General features: G+C 70.9%; 18 protein-coding genes and 1 tRNA gene. 13 read left to right on the top strand and 6 right to left on the bottom strand.

All coding sequences use genetic code 11. The annotated features are described in order from the left end of the window. Positions 1-38: 38 nt before the first annotated feature. Complete coding sequence (locus RR49_RS14555) at positions 39-758, bottom strand: TetR/AcrR family transcriptional regulator (protein ID WP_045248651.1); 720 nt, start codon at positions 756-758, stop codon at positions 39-41. 111 nt (positions 759-869) lie between these two features. On the opposite strand from RR49_RS14555, the gene RR49_RS14550 reads away from it, so the two are divergent. Further along, the gene (locus RR49_RS14550; RefSeq protein ID WP_045248728.1) at positions 870-1562 is read left to right on the top strand and encodes a DUF4386 domain-containing protein; all 693 of its coding nucleotides are present in this window, start codon (positions 870-872) and stop codon (positions 1560-1562) included. A gap of 15 nt (positions 1563-1577) precedes the next feature. Here the strand turns inward: RR49_RS14550 and RR49_RS14545 are convergent, their stop codons facing one another. Then, a complete protein-coding gene (locus RR49_RS14545) occupies positions 1578-2075 on the bottom strand; it encodes a MarR family winged helix-turn-helix transcriptional regulator (protein ID WP_045248652.1) in 498 nt (165 codons plus the stop codon). A 100-nt stretch (positions 2076-2175) separates the two neighbouring features. On the opposite strand from RR49_RS14545, the gene RR49_RS14540 reads away from it, so the two are divergent. The 6 genes from RR49_RS14540 (at position 2176) to RR49_RS14515 (ending at position 7754) form a co-directional block, all read left to right on the top strand. Then, positions 2176-2247: transfer RNA gene (locus RR49_RS14540), tRNA-Gln, on the top strand. Position 2248: 1 nt separating this feature from the next. Next, entirely contained in the window at positions 2249-3724 is a 1476-nt protein-coding gene (glmU, locus tag RR49_RS14535) for a bifunctional UDP-N-acetylglucosamine diphosphorylase/glucosamine-1-phosphate N-acetyltransferase GlmU (RefSeq protein ID WP_045248729.1), read from the top strand. Continuing rightward, positions 3693-4727, top strand: a complete 1035-nt coding sequence (locus tag RR49_RS14530) for a ribose-phosphate diphosphokinase (protein ID WP_045248653.1) — start codon at positions 3693-3695, stop codon at positions 4725-4727. The genes glmU and RR49_RS14530 overlap by 32 nt, the downstream gene beginning before the upstream one ends. Positions 4728-4858: 131 nt before the next feature. Then, a complete protein-coding gene (locus tag RR49_RS14525; RefSeq protein ID WP_045248654.1) occupies positions 4859-5332 on the top strand; it encodes an FMN-binding protein in 474 nt (157 codons plus the stop codon). Continuing rightward, positions 5329-6186, top strand: a complete 858-nt coding sequence (locus RR49_RS14520; RefSeq protein ID WP_045248655.1) for an FAD:protein FMN transferase — start codon at positions 5329-5331, stop codon at positions 6184-6186. Before RR49_RS14525 ends, RR49_RS14520 begins: the two co-directional genes overlap by 4 nt. 11 nt (positions 6187-6197) lie before the next feature. Beyond that, the gene (locus RR49_RS14515; RefSeq protein WP_045248656.1) at positions 6198-7754 is read left to right on the top strand and encodes an FAD-dependent oxidoreductase; all 1557 of its coding nucleotides are present in this window, start codon (positions 6198-6200) and stop codon (positions 7752-7754) included. 33 nt (positions 7755-7787) lie between these two features. On the opposite strand, the gene RR49_RS14510 is transcribed toward RR49_RS14515, so the two are convergent. Next, positions 7788-9302, bottom strand: a complete 1515-nt coding sequence (locus tag RR49_RS14510; RefSeq protein WP_045248657.1) for a sensor histidine kinase — start codon at positions 9300-9302, stop codon at positions 7788-7790. Next, positions 9302-10039 carry a response regulator transcription factor gene (locus RR49_RS14505; RefSeq protein ID WP_045248658.1) on the bottom strand — a complete coding sequence of 246 codons (738 nt, stop codon included), beginning with the start codon at positions 10037-10039 and terminating at the stop codon, positions 9302-9304. The genes RR49_RS14510 and RR49_RS14505 overlap by 1 nt, the downstream gene beginning before the upstream one ends. A 174-nt stretch (positions 10040-10213) precedes the next feature. On the opposite strand from RR49_RS14505, the gene RR49_RS14500 reads away from it, so the two are divergent. Together RR49_RS14500 and RR49_RS14495 are read left to right on the top strand one after the other, a co-directional pair. Further along, positions 10214-11689 carry an ABC transporter permease gene (locus RR49_RS14500; protein ID WP_045248659.1) on the top strand — a complete coding sequence of 492 codons (1476 nt, stop codon included), beginning with the start codon at positions 10214-10216 and terminating at the stop codon, positions 11687-11689. Between the two features lie 38 nt (positions 11690-11727). Then, the gene (locus RR49_RS14495) at positions 11728-12456 is read left to right on the top strand and encodes an ABC transporter ATP-binding protein (RefSeq protein WP_045248660.1); all 729 of its coding nucleotides are present in this window, start codon (positions 11728-11730) and stop codon (positions 12454-12456) included. Between the two features lie 66 nt (positions 12457-12522). On the opposite strand, the gene gndA is transcribed toward RR49_RS14495, so the two are convergent. Beyond that, a complete protein-coding gene (gndA, locus tag RR49_RS14490) occupies positions 12523-13971 on the bottom strand; it encodes an NADP-dependent phosphogluconate dehydrogenase (RefSeq protein ID WP_048808817.1) in 1449 nt (482 codons plus the stop codon). Positions 13972-14064: 93 nt separating this feature from the next. Here gndA and RR49_RS14485 point away from each other — a divergent pair, with 93 nt between their 5' ends. Beyond that, positions 14065-14562, top strand: a complete 498-nt coding sequence (locus tag RR49_RS14485) for a gluconokinase (RefSeq protein WP_045248661.1) — start codon at positions 14065-14067, stop codon at positions 14560-14562. Here RR49_RS14485 and RR49_RS14480 read toward each other — a convergent pair. Next, entirely contained in the window at positions 14541-15962 is a 1422-nt protein-coding gene (locus RR49_RS14480; RefSeq protein WP_048808818.1) for a PepSY-associated TM helix domain-containing protein, read from the bottom strand. The genes RR49_RS14485 and RR49_RS14480 overlap by 22 nt on opposite strands. Positions 15963-16054: 92 nt before the next feature. On the opposite strand from RR49_RS14480, the gene RR49_RS14475 reads away from it, so the two are divergent. From RR49_RS14475 to pth, 3 genes are all read left to right on the top strand, one after another. Next, the gene (locus tag RR49_RS14475; RefSeq protein ID WP_048808819.1) at positions 16055-16654 is read left to right on the top strand and encodes a DUF5134 domain-containing protein; all 600 of its coding nucleotides are present in this window, start codon (positions 16055-16057) and stop codon (positions 16652-16654) included. Between the two features lie 386 nt (positions 16655-17040). Continuing rightward, a complete protein-coding gene (locus RR49_RS14470; RefSeq protein WP_045248733.1) occupies positions 17041-17658 on the top strand; it encodes a 50S ribosomal protein L25/general stress protein Ctc in 618 nt (205 codons plus the stop codon). Between the two features lie 90 nt (positions 17659-17748). Beyond that, complete coding sequence (gene pth, locus RR49_RS14465) at positions 17749-18333, top strand: aminoacyl-tRNA hydrolase (RefSeq protein WP_045248662.1); 585 nt, start codon at positions 17749-17751, stop codon at positions 18331-18333. The last annotated feature ends 29 nt before the right edge of the window (positions 18334-18362 follow it).

Below are 18362 nucleotides of genomic sequence, written 5' to 3'. Positions count from 1 at the left end.
TCCAGCGTAGGCGGCGCCGTCGGCCCGGCCGTCCGGTTTCAGCGCGAGGGGGACCAGCCCGTCTCGTGCAGACGCTCGATGCCGTCCAGGATGAGGTCGAGCGCGAATTCGAACTCCGTCTCGTCGTCGCATCCGGGTCCGACGATCGAGTCGGAGTCGTGCATGACGGACGCCGCCGACTCCAGCACGTACGGCCAGCGCTGGGCGAGCATCGCGGCCGCCGCCGCGAGCGCCTGCGGATCGGTCGGCGGCGGCGCCGACGCGTACACCTCCTGGGTGAAGCCCCACAGGCGGCTGCCCAGGGCGTGCATCGCGTGGTGCACGAGTGCGACCGAGAGTCCGCCCTCGCGGAGGGTGCGGATCATCGCCTCCTGCTGGTCGAGCACGACAGGGCTCGGGGAGGTGCGCGTCTCGATCGCACGCCACATCCACGGATGGCGCAGCATGACGCCGCGTGCCGCGAGCACTCGCCGCCGCGCCGCCGCCTTCCAGTGCGTGCCGGGCTCGACGTCCGGCGAGATGCTCGCGAGCACGGCGTCGACCATCCGGTCGACCAGCTCGTCCCGGTTGCGCACGTGCTTGTAGAGGGCCATCGGCACGACGTCCAGGCGCTCGGCGAGAGGTCGCATGCTCAGGGCGTCGTAGCCGGTCTCGTCGGCGAGCGCGATCGCGGTCGCGAGGATGCGATCGAGCGTCAGAGCCGCGCGCCGCGGGCTCTCGACCGCGTCATCGCCGCGCGCGGCCACGGGACCAGACATCCGTGTCCTCCTCCGCTTGACGGGTGTACGCCGTCCACCCTAGTCTTCGAGAAGACAAGTGTACGCCGTACACCTCCTCTCCTCCCACCCGTGTCACCGATCGGAGTCACCGTGAATCCCCTCCGCCGCACCGGCGTCCTCGCCGGCATCCTGTTTCTCGTCACCCACGTCACGTCGGTCGGCGCGGTCGCCCTCTACGGCCCGATGCTGACCGATGCGGGCTGGATGGACAGCGATGCGTCCGGGCTCGCCCAGCGTCTCGGTGCCGTGCTCGACGTGATCCTCGCGATCGCGGTGGTGGGCACCGCTGTCGCGCTGCTGCCCGTCCTGCGCCGACCGGAGCCTCGTTCGGCCTCGGCCTACCTCGCCCTGCGCACGCTCGAGGCGTCGGTCATCCTGCTCGGCGCCGTCGCCGTGCTCGGCGCGCTTGCCGTGCGCGGGCAGCACGCCGCGGGCTCGGATGCCGCGGGCGTAGCGCTGCTCGCCCTGTACCGCGCCGCGTTCCTCGTCGGGCCCGGGCTCGTGATCGGCGCCAACACGCTCGTGCTGGCGGCAGCCCTGCGCCGCACGCGGCTGGTGCCGGTCTGGATCCCCGTGCTCGGTCTCGTCGGCGCACCGCTCGTCGTGCTGTCGAACCTCGCGGTGCTGTTCGGGCTGCAGAGCCAGGTGTCTCCCACCGCAGCGCTCGCGGCCGTGCCGATCTTCGCGTGGGAGATCAGCCTCGCCGTGTACCTCATCGTGCGTGGCCCGCGGGCGGCGACGCGGGCCGACGCGCCCGACGCGGTCGGCGTCGCTGCCGGATGAGGGCGCCGCGGCGCGTCAGGCGTCGAATCCGAGGCTGAGCTTGCGCAGCAAAGACGCGAGGCGTTCGCGATCGGTGCGCGAGAGCCGCTCGAGCAGGTGCGCCTCAGCATCGACGAGACGCGTGATCGCGGCGTCGACGCGCACGCGACCGTCGTCGGTGAGGGTCACCAGGATGCTGCGCCCGTCGGCCGGGTCGGCCTCGCGCTGCACGAGGCGGCGCCCCACGAGCCGGTCGATGCGGTTTGTCATGGTGCCGCTCGAGACGAGGGTCTGCTGCAGGAGGGTCTTCGGGCTCAGCTGGTAGGGCTCGCCGGCGCGGCGCAGCGCCGACAGCACGTCCCACTCCCACGGTTCGAGCTCGCTGCGGCGGAACGCCTCACGCCGGGCGCGGTCGAGGTGGCGGGAGAGCCGGTCGACGCGGGAGAGCACTTCGAGAGGCGAGAAGTCGAGGTCGGGGCGCTGGGTCATCCAGGCCTCGACGATGCGGTCGACCTCGTCGCTCTCGGGTGCCATCCGCCCATTATCGCGCGCCGCGTCTCCGGTCCCGGGCGCGGGGCGGCGAGGTGGCAGACTTGGGGGCGGTTCCCGACGGCGCAGGCCGTGGGCGGGCCGGTCCGCCGTGGTGTAATGGCAGCACGACAGCCTTTGGAGCTGTGAGGTTCAGGTTCGAGTCCTGGCGGCGGAGCATGAACGAGCAGAACGCCACCGGCCTCGCCGTCGTCATCCTCGCCGCCGGCCAGGGCACCCGCATGAAGTCGTCGCTGCCGAAGGTGCTCCATCAGCTGGGCGGGCGGTCGCTGCTCGCGCATGTGCTCTCGACGGCGATCGAGCTGGAGCCCGACCGGGTCGTGGTGGTGGTGCGGCATGAGCGCGACCTCGTCGCCGCGGCGGCGCTCGACGCGCTGCCGGGCGTGCAGGTCGTCGATCAGGACGACATCCCGGGCACGGGGCGCGCGGCCGAGCTCGCCGTTGATGCGCTCGATGACTTCGACGGCGATGTGCTCGTGCTCTCCGGCGACGTGCCGCTGCTCGAAGCGCCGGTGCTCGCGGGGTTCGTGACCTCGCATCGGCTGGCGGATGCCGCGGTGTCGGTGCTCTCGGCCCAGGTCGACGACCCGACCGGCTATGGGCGCATCGTGCGCGGCGCCGGGGGTGGTCTCGAGCGCATCGTCGAGCAGAAGGATGCGGCGGCCGCCGAGCTCGCGATCACCGAGATCAACGCCGGTGTCTATGTCGTCCGCGCCGCGACGCTGCGCGCCCATCTGCCGGGCCTCACGGCTGCCAACGCGCAGGGTGAGCGGTACCTCACCGACGTCGTCGCCCTCGCGTGCGCTGCGGGGGAGCGGGTAGCGGCGTACGGTGCCCCCGATGCATCCACGGCCCTCGGCATCAACGACCGCGTGCAGCTGTCGGATGCGGCGCGCACGCTCAACGCGCGCACGGTGCGCCGATGGCAGCTCGACGGTGTGAACGTGCTCGATCCGGCGACGACGTGGATCGATGTCACCGCGACGCTCGCCCCCGATGTGACCCTGCTGCCGAACACGCTCGTGCTGCGGGCGACGACGATCGGCGAGGGGGCGATCATCGGTCCCGACACGAGTCTCGTGGACTGCGAGGTCGGCGCCGGGGCGACCGTTCGTCGTTCGGATGCGACGCTCGCGGTCATCGGCGAGAAGGCCAACGTGGGTCCGTTCGCCTATCTGCGTCCGGGAGCGGAGCTGTCCCGCGGAGCGAAGGTGGGCACGTTCGTGGAGGTGAAGAACTCCACGATCGGCGAGGACAGCAAGGTGCCCCACCTGTCGTACATCGGCGACACGACGATCGGGCGCGGCGTGAACCTCGGGGCGGGCGCGATCACAGCGAACTACGACGATCTGGTCAAGCACCGCACGGAGATCGGCGACGAGGTGCACTCGGGCTCGCACAACGTCTTCGTCGCGCCCGTTAGGATCGGTGATGGCGCGAAGACCGGAGCCGGCGCCGTCATCCGCAAGGACGTCCCGGCCGGCGCCCTGGCCCTCAGCGTCGCCCCTCAGCGCAACATCGAGGGGTGGGTCGAGAAGAATCGCTCGGGCACCCAGGCCGCGCAGGTCGCGGAGCGGGCCCGCCAGGCACAGAAGGCAGACGATGGCGCGCAAGGACAAGACGGTCGATCTTGATCGGGAACGCGGCATAGCGCCGGGGCTGGTCGCCAAGACCAAGAAGCGACTCGTCGTCGCCACCGGCAGCTCGCACCCCGAGCTCGCCGCCGCCGTCGCCGCTGAGCTCGGCACCGAGCTCGTGCCGACCGAGTACCGCACATTCGCGTCGGGCGAGATGCTGACGCGGTTCGAGGTCTCGATCCGTGGGTGCGACGTGTTCCTACTGCAGTCCTTCGGCCCGCCGGTCAACGAGTGGCTCATGGAGCTGCTCATCATGCTCGACGCCGCCAAGCGCGCCTCGGCGAAGCGCATCACGGTGGTGGCGCCGTACTACCCCTACTCCCGTCAGGACAAGAAGGGGCGCGGGCGTGAGCCAATCTCGGCGCGCCTGGTCGCCGACCTCATGAAGACCGCCGGCGCCGACCGCGTCATGAGCGTGGACCTGCACGCCGCGCAGATCCAGGGCTTCTTCGACGGCCCCGTCGACCACCTCTTCGCCAAGCCCGTGCTGCTCGAGCACTTCCACACCACGCTGAGCCCCGAGGACCGCGAGCTGCTGACCGTCGTCTCTCCCGACACCGGTCGCGTGCGGGTCGCCGACACATGGTCGGACAGCCTCGACGCACCCCTCGCGATCATCCACAAACGCCGCGACCCGAATGTCGCGAACCAGGTCACGGTCAACGAGATCGTCGGCCGGGTCGACGGCCGTGTGTGTCTCCTCGTCGACGACATGATCGACACCGGCGGCACGATCGTGAAGGCCGCCCAGGCGCTCAAGGCGAACGGCGCGCGCCGCGTCATCGTCGCAGCGACCCACGCGGTCTTCAGCGATCCCGCGACCACCCGGCTGCAGGACTCGTCGATCGACGAGGTCGTGGTCACCGATTCGATCCCGCTCGCCCCCGAGAAGCGGTTCCCGGGGCTCACGATCCTGCCGATCTCGCCGCTGCTCGCCCGCGCGATCCACGAGGTGTTCGAGGACGGCTCCGTCACGAGCATGTTCGACGGGGCTGCCTGACCGGGCGGATGCCGCGGGCCCGCGTCACCCACAACCGGTTGCCCGTTCTGCACGATCGTCCAGATTCATTCGCAAGGATGGATGAGCCCGGAGCTCCGGGCGGCCCCCGGAACCGACGCAGGAGGACCTTCATGATCCGCACCACTGCCGTACCCCGCACCGTCCGCACCTCCGCAGCCCTGCTCGGCATCGCCGGCATCGCCGTGCTCGCCGGCTGCTCCACGACCTCGACGACCTCGACCACGGGCTCCGGCTCGCAGTCCGGCACCAGCGGCTCGTCGACCTCGTCGGGATCGACGTCCTCGGGCTCCTACAAGGACGGCACGTTCAGCGCGACGGGCTCCTACCAGACTCCCGAGTCGGTCGAGACGATCGACGTCACCGTCACGCTCGCGTCCGGTGTGATCGAGAGCGTCGAAGTCACCGGCAACCCGCAGGCCCGCGAGTCGCAGCAGTACCAGTCGCAGTTCATCGGCGGGATCTCCGCCGAGGTCGTCGGCAAGAGCATCGACAGCATCTCGGTGAGCCGTGTCGCGGGCTCCTCGCTGACCAGCGGCGGCTTCAACAAGGCGATCGCCGAGATCAAGACCGAAGCGGCGGCGTGACCTTCTCCGCCCGTTGGGAGTTCGACGCGATCGGCACCCGGTGGGCGGTCGAGACCGAGGCTCCGGTCTCCGGGCGGGTGCGCACGAGGGTCGGGGAGCTCGTCGCGCAGTTCGACGAGCAGTGGTCCCGCTTCCGGTCGGACTCGCTCGTCGCGCGCCTGTCGGCGGGGGGTTCGGCGCCGCTCCCTGCGGACGGCGCCTCGATGCTCGACCTGTACGCCCGGCTCTCGGACGAGACCGGGGGAGCGGTGAACCCGCTCGTGGGCCGTTCTCTCGACGCCCTCGGCTACGACCCCGCCTATTCGTTCGTCGCGGGCGGGGCGATGCCCGCTCCGGCCGCGTGGCGCGACATCCTGCACTGGCACGACGACACGCTCTCGCTCGACGCGCCCGCCGTGATCGATGTGGGCGCCATCGGCAAGGGGCGTCTCGTCGACCGGGTGTCGGCCGCGCTCGCCGAGACCCATGACACGCACGTCGTCGACGCCAGCGGCGACATCGCCGTGTACGGCGTGACCGAGCGCATCGGCCTCGAGCACCCCTACGACCCGTCCCGCGCGATCGGGGTGGCGACAGTCGCGTCCGGGGCGCTGTGCGCCTCTGCGGTGAACCGTCGGGCGTGGGGTGACGGCCTGCACCACGTGCTCGATGCACGCACCGGCGAACCGGTGCGCACGGTCGCGGCGACGTGGGCGATCGCCTCCGATGCGATGACGGCGGATGCTGCCGCCACCGTGCTGTTCTTCGACGAGGGGCCGCGGGCCGCGGCATCCCTCGACGCGCACTGGGTGCGCATGACGACCGACGGTCAGGTCGAGTGGTCACCCGACGCGCCCGTCGACCTGTTCTTCTGAAAGGGGCTCCGATGAACGCTCAGCTCTCCGCGCTCTGGAACCGGGTGTTCGCGGTGCTGGGGCGCGTGTCGATGTACCGACTCGTGCTGCTCTCCCTCGCCGCGCTCGCGGTGATCTCGCTGGCGCTGTCGTTCGCCGGGCTCGTCGGCCCGACCCCAGGCGAGCTCGCCGCGACGGCAGCGGTGCTGGTGGTCGTGTGCGTCGCGACGGATGCCGCGGCCCAGCGCCTGCTGCGCCTCGGTGGTCGCATCGAGTCGTCGCTCATCACGGCCGGCATCCTGCTGTTCGTGCTCTGGCCGACACTCGACCCGGCGGGACTCGGCGGCATCGCGATCGCGGGCGCGGTGGCCGCGGCATCCAAGTACGTGCTCGTGTGGCGGGGACGTCACGTGCTCAACCCGGCCGCAGCCGGGGCGACAGTGCTGACACTGCTCGGCATCGCCGTGCCGGCGCTCGGCGCCTCCGGCTGGTGGGTGGGAGCGCCCGCGCTCGCGCTGCCGGTGGCGCTGTTCGGCCTTGCCGTCGTCTGGCGCACCGAGAAGGTTCGGGTCGTGCTGCTGTTCCTGGTGCTCGCCGTCGGGGTCTCGGTCGTGCGCCAGGCCGTGCAGTATGCCGCCGCCGGCTTCGCCTTCGACCTCGGTACGGCGCTGCAGTTCGCGCTGCTGCAGAGCCCGTTCCTCTTCCTCGGCGCGTTCATGCTGTCCGAGCCCCTGACCCTTCCGCCACGCCGGTGGCAGCAGTTCGCGGTCGCCGCGGTCGCGGGTGTGCTGGCCGGCTGGCCGATCCCGCTCGGTGAGATCACCCTCGGCCAGGAGCGGGCGCTCGTCATCGCCAACCTCGTCGCCTTCGCGTTCGCGCTGCGTCAGGCGGTGCGGCTCACCCTGGTCTCCCGCGAGCAGCTCGCCCCGACCCTCGCCGCGCTCACCTTCCGCGCGAAGCGGCGCTTCCGGTTCGAGGCGGGGCAGTACCTCGAGCTCGACGTGCCGCATCGGCGACCGGACGCCCGTGGCACCCGCCGCGAGTTCAGCATCGTGTCCGCTCCCGAGGACCTTCCCGAGGTGCGCATCGCGTTCCGCGACGGTCGGGGAGCGCAGAGCTCCTACAAGCGCGCTCTCGCCGAGGTCGAGCCGGGAGACGTGCTCGCCGCCACCGGCGTCTGGGGCGACTTCGTGCTGCCACGCACGCCGGCCCCCGTCCTCCTGGTCGCGGCGGGGATCGGGGTGACGCCGTTCGTGTCGCAGCTGCGCCACGACCACCTCGCAGGCATCGCGCGCGACACGGTGCTCGTCTACGTCGCCGCAGGCGCCGATGACGTCGTGTTCCGCGACGAGCTCGCGCGCACCGGCGTCCCGGTCGTGGTGTTCACCCGAGAAGACCCGGGCGCGCTTCCGGCGGGCTGGCGCTGGGCTGGCGGATCCCGATTGGATGCCGCGGCTCTCCGCAGCGCCGTTCCCGATCTGTCCGCGCGCCACGCGTACATCTCCGGCCCGGCGGCGCTGATCGCCGACCTCGCGCCGGCGCTCGCGAGCGCGAAGTCGGTCGCGACCGACGCCTTCAGCGGCTACTGAGCGGGCGGGCGCGGAGGAGCCCACCCGCCCGGCTCACGCGGCGTCGGCGCGGGCGATCTGCTCGGGACGAGCGGGGAGACGCACGGTGAACGTGGTGTCGCCCGGCTTCGACGACACCACGATGGAGCCGTGATGCGCGTGCACGATGGCGCGGGCGATCGAGAGGCCGAGCCCGGTGCCGCCGGTGCGGCGGGCGCGTGAGGAATCGGCGCGCGCGAAACGCTCGAACAGCTCGTCGGCGATCTCCGGGGCGATGCCCGGACCGTCGTCGTGCACGGACAGCACCGCCTCGCCACCCTGCTGCTGGAGGGTCAAGGTCACCGTGGTGCCCGCCGGGGTGTGGGTGCGCGCGTTGGCGAGCAGGTTGACGATCACCTGGCTGAGCCGCGCGGCGTCGCCGGCGACGACGATGGGCTCCGCCGCGACATCCATCACCCAGGTGTGATCGGGTCCGGTGTGCTGTACGTCGCCGAGCGCCTCGACGGTGACCCGGGTGAGGTCGACGCCGCTGTAGACGAGTTCCTGGCCCTCTTCCAGGCGCGCCAGGAGCAGCAGGTCCTCGACGAGGGCCGACATGCGCAGCGACTGCGCCTGGATGCGCTCCAGCGCCTGCTCGGTGTTCTCGATCGCCATCGCCGGTGCCTGACGCATCGCGCGCAGCGACAGCTCCGAATAGCCGCGGATGGAGGCGAGGGGTGTGCGCAGCTCGTGGCTCGCGTCGGCGACGAACTGCCGCATCCGCTCCTCGTTGCGATGGCGCGCGGCCAGGGACTCGTCGACGTGATCGAGCAGCGTGTTCAGGGCGAGTCCCACGCGCCCGATCTCGGTCGTGTCGTCGGTCTGCCCGTTCGGCACGCGTTCAGAGATCGACACGTCACCCTCGGAGAGCGGGAGCGCGGCGACGCGCGTGGCGGTGTCGGCGACGGCACGCAGCGGAGCGAAGCTGCGCCGGATCACGAAGGTCAGGATGATGGCGAGCAGCAGGAGGCCGCCCACCGTCACCCCGGCCACCGTCGTGAGGATGGGGGTGACGGTCTGGGTGAGCGTCGATGTCGGGATGCCGATGATGACGTAGGTGCCTCCGGGCGCCGTCGCCGCCATCAGGCGGTACTTGCCCAGCGTTCCCGCGGTCGCCTCGGTCACCGCGCCGCTGTCGGGATCGCCCGGTGTGCGCAGGTCCGCGATGAGCGCGGACTGGTCGGCCGAGGTCATCGTGTGCACGGTGAGGTCGCTGCCGACGTAGGCGCCGGTCACGGTCTGGGGTGACGTCGGCCCGTTAGAGAAGTTCTGCACCACCAGGAGGAAGCCGGCCTCCTGGCGTCCGCCGGTGAGGATCTCGGCCGCGGTCGAGGTCTGATCGACCCGCAGCAGCTGCATCTCGTTCGTGAGGCGCGCGGTGAGGTTGTCCTGCAGGATGTGGTTCAGGATCGCACCGGTCGCGAAGCCGATCGCCACCAGCAGAACCGAGACGAAGCCGATCACTGTGACCATGAGGCGCGTCTGCAGAGACCAGCGGCGTCGCAGCCACTGCCGGGGGGAACGGGCCATCACTGCGAGGCTTTGATCATGTAGCCCACGCCGCGCACCGTGTGGATAAGGGCCTGGGTCTCGCCCGCGTCGATCTTCTTGCGAAGGTACGAGATGTACAGCTCGACGACGCTGGAGCGTCCGCCGAAGTCGTAGTTCCAGACGCGGTCGAGGATCTGCGCCTTCGACACGACGCGACGCTGGTTGCGCATGAGATAGCGCAGCAGCTCGAACTCGGTCGCGGTCAGCTCGATCTCGCGTCCCGCGCGTTCGACCTCGTGGCTGTCCTCGTTGAGGGACAGGTCGCCGACCCGCAGGATGGGTTCGGCGTCGCTCGCCTGGGCGGTTCCGGCGCGACGCATGAGACCACGAAGGCGCGCGACGACCTCCTCGAGGCTGAACGGCTTCGTGACGTAGTCGTCGCCGCCGGCGGTGAGTCCGGCGACCCGGTCGCTGACCGAATCCTTCGCCGTGAGGAACAGCACCGGCACATCACTGCCGGCCTGGCGCAGGCGGTGCAGCACCGACATCCCGTCGAGGTCGGGCATCATGATGTCGAGCACCATGGCGTCGGGCTCGAAGTCGCGGGCCGCCTGCAGCGCCTGGAAGCCGGATGCCGCGGACTTCACGTCCCAGCCCTCCATGCGCAGAGCCATAGACAGCAGATCGGTGAGCATCTGCTCGTCGTCGACGACGAGCACACGCGGGGGAGTCCCGTCGGCGCGGGTGAGGGCGGGTGCAACGGTGGGCGTGGTCATACCTCCGATTCTGCGCGCCTGTCTATGAGTCGACTATGGCAGATCCTATGTCCCTGCTGTGAGTTTCGGAAGGCTCTCCCTTCATCGGCGGCACATAGGCGACAGATGTCGCGCACATCATCCCGGTGCCTACCGTCCCAGGCGGGACACAGACCCCGAGAGGAGACCTTCCACATGTATCTGAGATACCTGCGCCGCGAGCTCGGTGGGCGCAAGAAGCAGACGGCGATCGTCGCGGCCGGACTCGCGATCGCCATCGCGCTCGTCGTCATCGTGAACTCGCTCGCCGCAGGCGTCAAGGACGCGCAGAGCCAAGCGCTCGCGTCCGTCTACGGCGTCGGCACCGACCTGACCGTCACCGGAGCAGTGAGTCAACCCGGGTCGTCCACCGATTCGAGCAACGGCCGCTTCCAGTTCGGCAGCGGCGACGGCTCGACCTCCGACGGCACGACGACCCTCAGCCAATCGCGCCTGGTCACCGACATGCGCCGCGGCACGCTCGACGCCACCGCGCTGTCGACGGTCACCTCGACGACCGGGGTGGCCGCGGCATCCGGCGCGCTCAGCCTCACCAACATGACCTTCTCGGGGCAGATCCCGTCGCAGAGCTCGTCGAGCGGGTCGACCGGCACCCAGGGTCAGCCGCCGTCGGGCGGCGAGAGCGGGGGCGCGGGCGGCCCCAGCTCGTTCGACGTGAACTCGTTCACGGTGCTCGGCATCGACCCGTCGAACGCCACTGTCGGCCCCCTCTCGGCGGTCACCGTCAGCTCCGGCCGTCTGCTCACCGCGAGCGACAAGGGCACCGACGTCGCAGTCGTCGACTCGACGTACGCCACGAGCAAGAGCCTCGCCGTCGGCAGCACGATCTCGGTCGGCGGCACCGACATGACCATCGTCGGGATCGTCGCCTCGAGCACCTCGGACTCGTCATCGGCCGACACGGCCAGCGACGTCTACATCCCCTTGGATGTCGCGCAGAAGCTCGCGGGCGTCGGCGACGTGGTTTCGACGATCTACGTGCAGGCGACCTCCGCCGATGCGATCTCGAGCATCAAGACGGACCTCAGCGCCGCGATCTCGGGTGCGACCGTGAGCTCGCAGAGCGACCTCGCCTCGACCGTGTCGGGCTCGCTGTCCAGCGCCACCTCGCTCATCACCAACCTCGGCACCTGGCTCTCGGTCATCGTGCTGGTCGTCGCCCTCGCGCTCGCCGTGCTCTTCACCATCTCGGGCGTCTCGCGACGCACGCGGGAGTTCGGCACCCTCAAGGCGATCGGCTGGTCGAACGGCCGAGTCGTGGGGCAGGTCGCGGGGGAGACCCTCGTGCAGGGCCTCATCGGCGGCGTCGTCGGACTCGTGATCGGCCTCGCCGGGATCATCATCATCAACATCGTCTCCCCGACGATCTCCTCCGCCCCGTCGACCTCGACCGGCGGTCAGGGCGGTCCCGGCGGCGGTGGCGGCGCACCGGGCGGCTTCGGTCAGACGACCCAAGCGGTCAGCAACATCGTCCTCCACGCGCCCGTCACCGTCTGGGTGATCGTGGCGGCCATCGGCCTGGCCGTGCTCGGCGGTGTCGTCGCAGGCGCCTTCGGCGGCTGGCGCGCGGCGCGGCTGAGCCCTGCCGAAGCCCTCCGTTCGGTCGCGTGAGCCGCGGCATCCCTTCGACACAGGTCAGGACAGGACACATGGACACCACCATCGACACCACACCGGAATCGGTCGAGGCGCCCGTCGCCGCGGCCGGCTACCGACTCAGCGCCGTCGTGAAGACGTACGCGCAGAAGAAGCGCACCGTCACCCCTCTCAAGGGGGTGGATCTGGAGATCGGCGCGGGCGAGTTCGCGACCATCCAGGGCCCGACGGGCGGCGGCAAGTCGACCCTGCTGCAGCTGCTCGGGGCGCTCGACCGCCCCACGAGCGGCAGCGTGAAACTCGGCGACATCGACATCGCGACGGCGTCGAACGCACAACTGGGACGCCTTCGCGCCACGCAGATCGGGTTCGTCTTCCAGGGCTTCAACCTCATCCCGACGCTCACCGCCCAGGAGAACGTCGAGATGGGACTCGCCCCGCTGGGCCTTCCCGCGGCCGAACGGCACGCGCGGGCGGTCGAGGCGCTCACGCACGTGGGCCTCGCCGACCGGCTCGACCACAAGCCGGGCGAGCTGTCGGGAGGTCAGCAGCAGCGTGTCGCCATCGCCCGCGCCACGGCGAAGCGCCCCGCTGTGCTGCTGGCGGACGAACCCACCGGCAACCTCGACGAGAGCATGCGCGACGAGATCCTCGTGCTGCTGGAGTCGCTGAACGCGGAGGGGCTCACCCTCCTCGTGGTGACCCACGACTCGGCCGTCGCGAAGCGCGCGCATCGGCGTCTCCGCCTCGAGAAGGGCGAGGTGCGCGACATCACGCGCTGACCCCGTACACGCGAACGGCGCGCGGTCCCGGATGCCCCGGGGCCGCGCGCCGTTCGTCGTGCGGGGTCAGTGCGTGTCGACGGCCTCGATCTCGGTGCGGTCGCCCGACCACTGCGTGTGGAAGGTGCCGTCGCGGTCGACGCGCTTGTAGGTGTGGGCGCCGAAGAAGTCGCGCTGTCCCTGGATGAGGGCCGCCGGCAGCCGGTCGGCGCGCAGGCCGTCGTAGTACGACAGTGACGACGAGAACGCCGGGCTGGGGATCCCGGATGTCGCGGCCACGCGCACGATCTCACGCCACGCGCTCTGCGCGCGCTCGAGGGCGTCGACGAAGTACGGGGCCGTGAGCAGGACGGGGAGCGTCGCCTGCTCGTCGTAGGCCTCGGTGATGCGGTTGAGGAACTGGGCGCGGATGATGCACCCGCCGCGCCAGATCGAGGCGACCTTGCCGAGGTCGATCGACCAGTCGTACTGCGCGGCGCCGGCGCGGATCTCGTCGAACCCCTGCGAGTACGCCACGATCTTCGACGCGTAGAGCGCGAGGCGCACCTGCTCGACGAACGCGTCGGCGTCGTCGACCGCGATCTCGCCGCGCGGACCCGGCAGGTTCTGCGACACGGCGCGCTGCTCGGGGTGGCTCGACAGCGAGCGGGCGAACACGGCCTCCGCGATACCCGACACGGGCACCCCGAGGTCGATCGCCGTCTGCACTGTCCAGCCGCCGGTGCCCTTCGCCCCGGCCTGGTCGAGGATGACGTCGACGAGCGGGCGGCCGGTGGGGGCATCCGTCTGTCGCAGCACCTCCGCCGTGATCTCGATCAGGTAGGACTGCAGCTCGCCCTCGTTCCACGCCGCGAAGATGTCGGCGATCTCGGCCGGCGACTTGCCGGTGCCGCGACGGATGAGGTCGTAGGCCTCGGCGATCAGCTGCATGTCGGCGTACTCGATGCCGTTGTGCACCATCTTCACGAAGTGGCCGGCACCGTCGTGTCCGACGTGCGTCACGCACGGCTCGCCCTCGGCGATCGCAGCGATCGAGCGCAGGATCGGCCCGAGCGTGGTCCAGGACTCGTCGGAGCCGCCGGGCATGAGCGAGGGGCCGTTGAGCGCGCCCTCCTCGCCGCCGGAGACGCCCATGCCGACGAAGTTGATGCCCGTCTCGCGCACGCGCTTCTCGCGGCGGATCGTGTCGGTGAAGAGGGCGTTGCCGCCGTCGACGATGATGTCGCCCGGCTCGAACACCGAGATGAGGTCCTCGATGACCGCGTCGGTCGGGCCGCCGGCCTTGACCATGATGATCGCGGTGCGCGGCTTCTGCAGCGACGCGGCGAACTCGGCGTAGTCGCGCGCGGGCACGAATCCGGCCTCGGGGTGCTCGGTGAGCAGCTCCTCGGTCTTGGCGTAGGTGCGGTTGAAGATCGCCACGGTGTTGCCCTCGCGGCTGGCGAGGTTGCGGGCGAGGTTCGACCCCATGACGGCGAGTCCGACGACTCCGATGTTGGCTGCTGCCTCGGTCACTGATGCTCCTTGGATGCGCGGCGAACGCCGCAGAAACGTGCGGTTCCAGCCTAGAGGGCGCGGGGCCGCCCGGCGGGGCGCCAGACTGGGGCGATGGGGATCGTCGTGGCCGGGCCGAGCGGTGTCGGCAAGACCGTCGTCGGCGAGGCGCTCGCCGCTCGCCTGGGCGCGCCGTTCGTCGACGGCGATGCGCTGCATCCGCCCGAGAACATCGCGAAGATGTCGGCCGGGGTGCCGCTGACCGATGCCGACCGCTGGCCGTGGCTCGACCGCGTCGCTGCGGCCGCTCGGGAGGGCGCGGTGGTCGCCTGCTCCGCCCTCGCGCGCCGCTACCGCGACCGGCTGCGGGCGGGCGACCCGGCGGTGCGATTCATCGTGCTGAGCGCCGATGCGGCGGTGTTGGAGGAGCGGATGCGGGCGCGCACCCACTTCATGCCGCCGTCGCTGCTGGCCTCCCAGCTCGCGCTCGTCGAGCCGCTCGATGCCGACGAACCCGGGGTCGCACTCGTCTCCGACCTGTCGCCGCAGGCGACCGCCGAGCGCGCGCTCGACGCGCTCGGCGGCACCGCTCAGACCGAGCCGAAGAACTGACGCAGCGCCGGCGCACGCCGGATCACGAGCAGGTCGAGCGCGAGGATCACGAGAAGCGACAGCCCGAACAGCGGCAGGACGAGCCCGAGTGCCACGACGGCGGCGAGCAGCACGATGTTCGTGAACAGGGGGAGTCGCCCGCGCGGGGCCGCCATGCCCGTCGCGCCGGCGCGACGCTTCCACCACAGGACGGGGCCTGTCACGCACAGGAAGATCACGCCCAGGCAGAACGCGGTCGTGATGACGGTGTTGAGCGGGCCGAAGCGGCGCCCCTCGTGCCCGGCGATGCCTTGCGACACGATCTTCGCGAGCGTGCTGTAGTCGGCGTAGCCGTACTGTCCGACGACCGCGCCGGAGTACTGGTCGACGTGCACGGTCGTCTCGAGCGAGACATCCGATTCGGCCGGGTTCCCGTTGTTGTGCCACTGATCGCCGAAGACGCTGTAGACGCCCGTCTCACCTTCGGGGTAGGCGACGAAGTACGGCTCGGGCGCGCCCTGCGCGCGGGCGGCGGCCACGGCGGTGTCGATCGAGATCACCGAGCCCGCCCCCGTCGAGGTGCCCGTGCGCCCCTCGGCGATCGCCCACCCGGCCGGTCCCGACGATCCGTCGGTGCGCTCGATGAGGTCTCCGACGGTCGAGGATGCCCCGGGGTCCTCGCCCCAGAGCCCGGTGCCGTTCTGCGCGGCGACCTGCTGTGCCTGTGCGCCCCAGAACCCGGTCCACGGCAGGCCGGAGACGACGAGGAACAGGATGCCGACGCCGACCCCGAGACCGACCCAGGCGTGCGTGGAGCGCACACCCGACATCGACAGGCGCTTGCGCCGGGCGCCGACGCGCGGCTTGCGTCCGAGGAAGAAGATGATGCCTCCGGTGATCGACAGCACGATCGCCCAGCAGGCGCCGAGCTCGATGACGCGGTCGCCGAGGTCGCCCGCGAGCAGCGTGCCGTGGATGCGCAGAGCCCAGTCAGAGACGAGGTCGTCGGTCGACAGGTCGCCGGTGACGCTCGCACGGAACGGGTCGACGTAGACGTTGCGGGTGGTGTCGCCGACGGCGGTGACGAACATCGTCGACCTGTCGCCCGAGTTGTCGGTGACCGAGAGGATGTCCCGGTCGGGGTAGGCGGCGCGCACGGCGGCCTCCTGCGCCGACAGCGGGGCGCGCTCCGCGCCCGCGGGTGCGCTCACGGTGAGCACGCCCGGGTGGGTGAGGGCGTCGACCTGGGCGCGGTAGAGATAGGTGAGCCCGGTGATCGCGAGGACGAGCAGCACGGGGATGACGATCGCCGAGCCGTAGAAGTGCCACCGCCAGAACGCCGCGAACCAGTTGATGCGCCGGCGGCGCGGGGCCGGTGCGGGGGTGGCGGCCTCGAGCGGAGGCGCGTCGGCGGTGGTCATGGCGGTGCTCCCGGGGTTGTCAGCAGATATTTCTACACATCGTAGAGTAATCTCAGGGATCGTCCCACCCACCCCCTGACCGCTGGAGTGCCATGTTCTCGCCGCTGTGGAGCGCGGTCTTCACGATCCTGTTCTCGGTGACCGGTGTCGTTTCGCTCGTCTCCCTCGTGCGCACCCGTCGTGCGGCGCCGGCAGGCACGCCTTTCGGCACCACCGAAGTCGTCGAGATCGCACACCTGCTGATGAGCATCGCCATGGTCGCGATGGTGTGGTGGGCTGCGGGTGCCGAACTCACGTGGGCGCAGATCGCCGTGTTCGCGGTCGTCGCGATCGCGCTGCTGGTGTCGCTTCCGCAGGCCACCTCACGCGCGGGGCGGGTCGACCTCGCCGGACACGCCGTCGTGACCGGCGCGATGGTCTGGATGCTGGTCGCCATGCCGGCGCTCATGGGCTCCGGTGGGGACGGGGCATCCGGTCATCATCACAGCGGAGGGGCGGCGGATGCCGCGGCCCCGGCCGCGACCCCGGAGTGGATCGTCGTGCTCAACGGCGTCGTCATCGCGGTCGTCGCCGCGTTCGCGGTGTGGTGGATCGTGGGTCTCGTGCGCTCGTCCCACCATCGGGCGCGGCACGTGTGCCATGCGCTGATGGCGGGTGGGATGGCCGTGATGCTCGCGGTGATGGCGGTGTGACCGCCGTGGCGACGAAGCCCCGAGCAGCGTCGACGGGCGGCGCGACTACTTGCGGTAGGACGAGCGGCCGACGGCCCAGAACGCGCCGACCACGGTGATGAGTCCGCCCAGGCCGATGAGGCCGATGACCCAGAGAAGGATGTCCGAGGCGAGGGTCGGCTGCATGGCGGTCCTTTCGGAGATGACGGGCGATTCCCATGCTACCGGCGTCGCTGGTAGGCTTGTGGACTGAACTTCGGCGAGGGATGCCGCCGTGCCGCTTCGGCGGCGAGGCATCCGTGATCGACGCAGTGATCAAGGCTCACGGCTTTCCTCACGCGCTCGCGTTCGAGTCGAAAACGCTCACCCGCTCATCGGGCCCGTGTGCCCCCATAAAGGAGAACATCATGTCCGACGACTTCAAGGTCGCCGCCGAGCTGCGCGAGCAGTTCGGCAAGGGCTTCGCCCGCCGTCTGCGCGCCGCAGGCAAGATCCCCGCCGTGCTCTACGGCCACGGCACCGCTCCGGTGCACATCGCCCTCCCGGGTCACCAGGTGGGTCTGCTCATCCGCCGCGCCAACGCGGTGCTCGAGCTCGACATCGCCGGCACCGAGCAGCTCGCGCTCGTCAAGGACGTGCAGAAGGACCCGGTGCTGCAGATCATCGAGCACATCGACCTCCTCGTCGTGAAGAAGGGCGAGAAGGTCCAGGTCGAGGTCCCCGTGGTGCTCGTGGGCGAGTCCGCCGCCGGCACCCTGGCCAACCTCGACGCCACCACGATCTCGCTCGAGGTCGAGGCCACCCACATCCCCGAGAACGTCGAGGTCGACATCGAGGGCCTCGAGGACGGCACGCACATCACCGCGGCCGACCTGACGCTCCCGCGCGGCGCGTCGCTCGTCGCCGACGGCGAGACCCTCATCGTCGCGATCTCGATCCCGGTCGACACCCTCGCCGCCGAGGAGGAGATCGCCGAGGCCGACGCCGAGGCCGCTGCCGAGCAGGCCGAGGAGGCCGCCGAGTAATCGGACACCGTCACACGCGAGGGGATGCGGTTCGCCGCATCCCCTCGCGTCGTCTGCGGGGGTGCGTCCCCGCTGCGAGAGGATGAGCGCATGGTCGACACCTGGCTCGTGATCGGACTCGGCAACCCCGGGCCGCGGTACGAGGCGACCCGCCACAACGTCGGGCAGATGGTCGTCGACGACCTCGCCCGCCGCCGCGGCGAGACCTTCACGGCGCACAAGGCGAACGCGCGCGTCGTCGAGACGTGGCTGCGTCCCGGGGCAGCGAAGCTCGTGCTCGCGAAGTCCAACTCGTACATGAACACGTCGGGCGGACCCGTCGCCGCCCTGGCGAAGTTCTACGGCGTGCCGGCGGAGCGAGTCGTCGTCGTGCACGACGAGCTCGACATCCCCTTCGACACCCTCAAGCTCAAGGTCGGCGGCGGCCACGGCGGTCACAACGGCGTGCGCGACATCGCCAAAGCGCTCGGCACGCCCGAGTTCCCCCGGGTGCGCGTCGGCATCGGGCGGCCCGTCGGCCGCCAGGATCCGGCCGACTGGGTGCTCGACCCGTTCTCGTCGGCCGAGCGCACGACGCTGCCGATCCTCGTCGGCGATGCGGCCGACGCCGTCGAGCAGCTCGTCGACGAGGGTCTGCTCGCCGCCCAGCAGCGCTGGCACGCCCCGCGCGACTGAGACCGCGACCGGATGTCCCGGGCTCGCCG

Origin of the sequence: Microbacterium ginsengisoli (assembly GCF_000956535.1) — a bacterium.
Lineage (GTDB): Bacteria > Actinomycetota > Actinomycetes > Actinomycetales > Microbacteriaceae > Microbacterium > Microbacterium ginsengisoli.
This window is presented reverse-complemented; position numbering and strand designations above follow the sequence as displayed.

Excerpts from the sequence above, each read along its gene's own strand:
- RR49_RS14555 (WP_045248651.1), bottom strand. The coding sequence starts at position 758 with ATGTCTGGTCCCGTGGCCGCGCGCGGCGATGACGCGGTCGAGAGCCCG.
- RR49_RS14545 (WP_045248652.1), bottom strand. The coding sequence starts at position 2,075 with ATGGCACCCGAGAGCGACGAGGTCGACCGCATCGTCGAGGCCTGGATG.
- glmU (WP_045248729.1), top strand. The coding sequence starts at position 2,249 with ATGAACGAGCAGAACGCCACCGGCCTCGCCGTCGTCATCCTCGCCGCC.
- RR49_RS14530 (WP_045248653.1), top strand. The coding sequence starts at position 3,693 with ATGGCGCGCAAGGACAAGACGGTCGATCTTGATCGGGAACGCGGCATA.
- RR49_RS14525 (WP_045248654.1), top strand. The coding sequence starts at position 4,859 with ATGATCCGCACCACTGCCGTACCCCGCACCGTCCGCACCTCCGCAGCC.
- RR49_RS14515 (WP_045248656.1), top strand. The coding sequence starts at position 6,198 with ATGAACGCTCAGCTCTCCGCGCTCTGGAACCGGGTGTTCGCGGTGCTG.
- RR49_RS14510 (WP_045248657.1), bottom strand. The coding sequence starts at position 9,302 with ATGGCCCGTTCCCCCCGGCAGTGGCTGCGACGCCGCTGGTCTCTGCAG.
- RR49_RS14505 (WP_045248658.1), bottom strand. The coding sequence starts at position 10,039 with ATGACCACGCCCACCGTTGCACCCGCCCTCACCCGCGCCGACGGGACT.
- RR49_RS14500 (WP_045248659.1), top strand. The coding sequence starts at position 10,214 with ATGTATCTGAGATACCTGCGCCGCGAGCTCGGTGGGCGCAAGAAGCAG.
- RR49_RS14495 (WP_045248660.1), top strand. The coding sequence starts at position 11,728 with ATGGACACCACCATCGACACCACACCGGAATCGGTCGAGGCGCCCGTC.
- RR49_RS14485 (WP_045248661.1), top strand. The coding sequence starts at position 14,065 with ATGGGGATCGTCGTGGCCGGGCCGAGCGGTGTCGGCAAGACCGTCGTC.
- RR49_RS14480 (WP_048808818.1), bottom strand. The coding sequence starts at position 15,962 with ATGACCACCGCCGACGCGCCTCCGCTCGAGGCCGCCACCCCCGCACCG.
- RR49_RS14475 (WP_048808819.1), top strand. The coding sequence starts at position 16,055 with ATGTTCTCGCCGCTGTGGAGCGCGGTCTTCACGATCCTGTTCTCGGTG.
- RR49_RS14470 (WP_045248733.1), top strand. The coding sequence starts at position 17,041 with ATGTCCGACGACTTCAAGGTCGCCGCCGAGCTGCGCGAGCAGTTCGGC.
- pth (WP_045248662.1), top strand. The coding sequence starts at position 17,749 with ATGGTCGACACCTGGCTCGTGATCGGACTCGGCAACCCCGGGCCGCGG.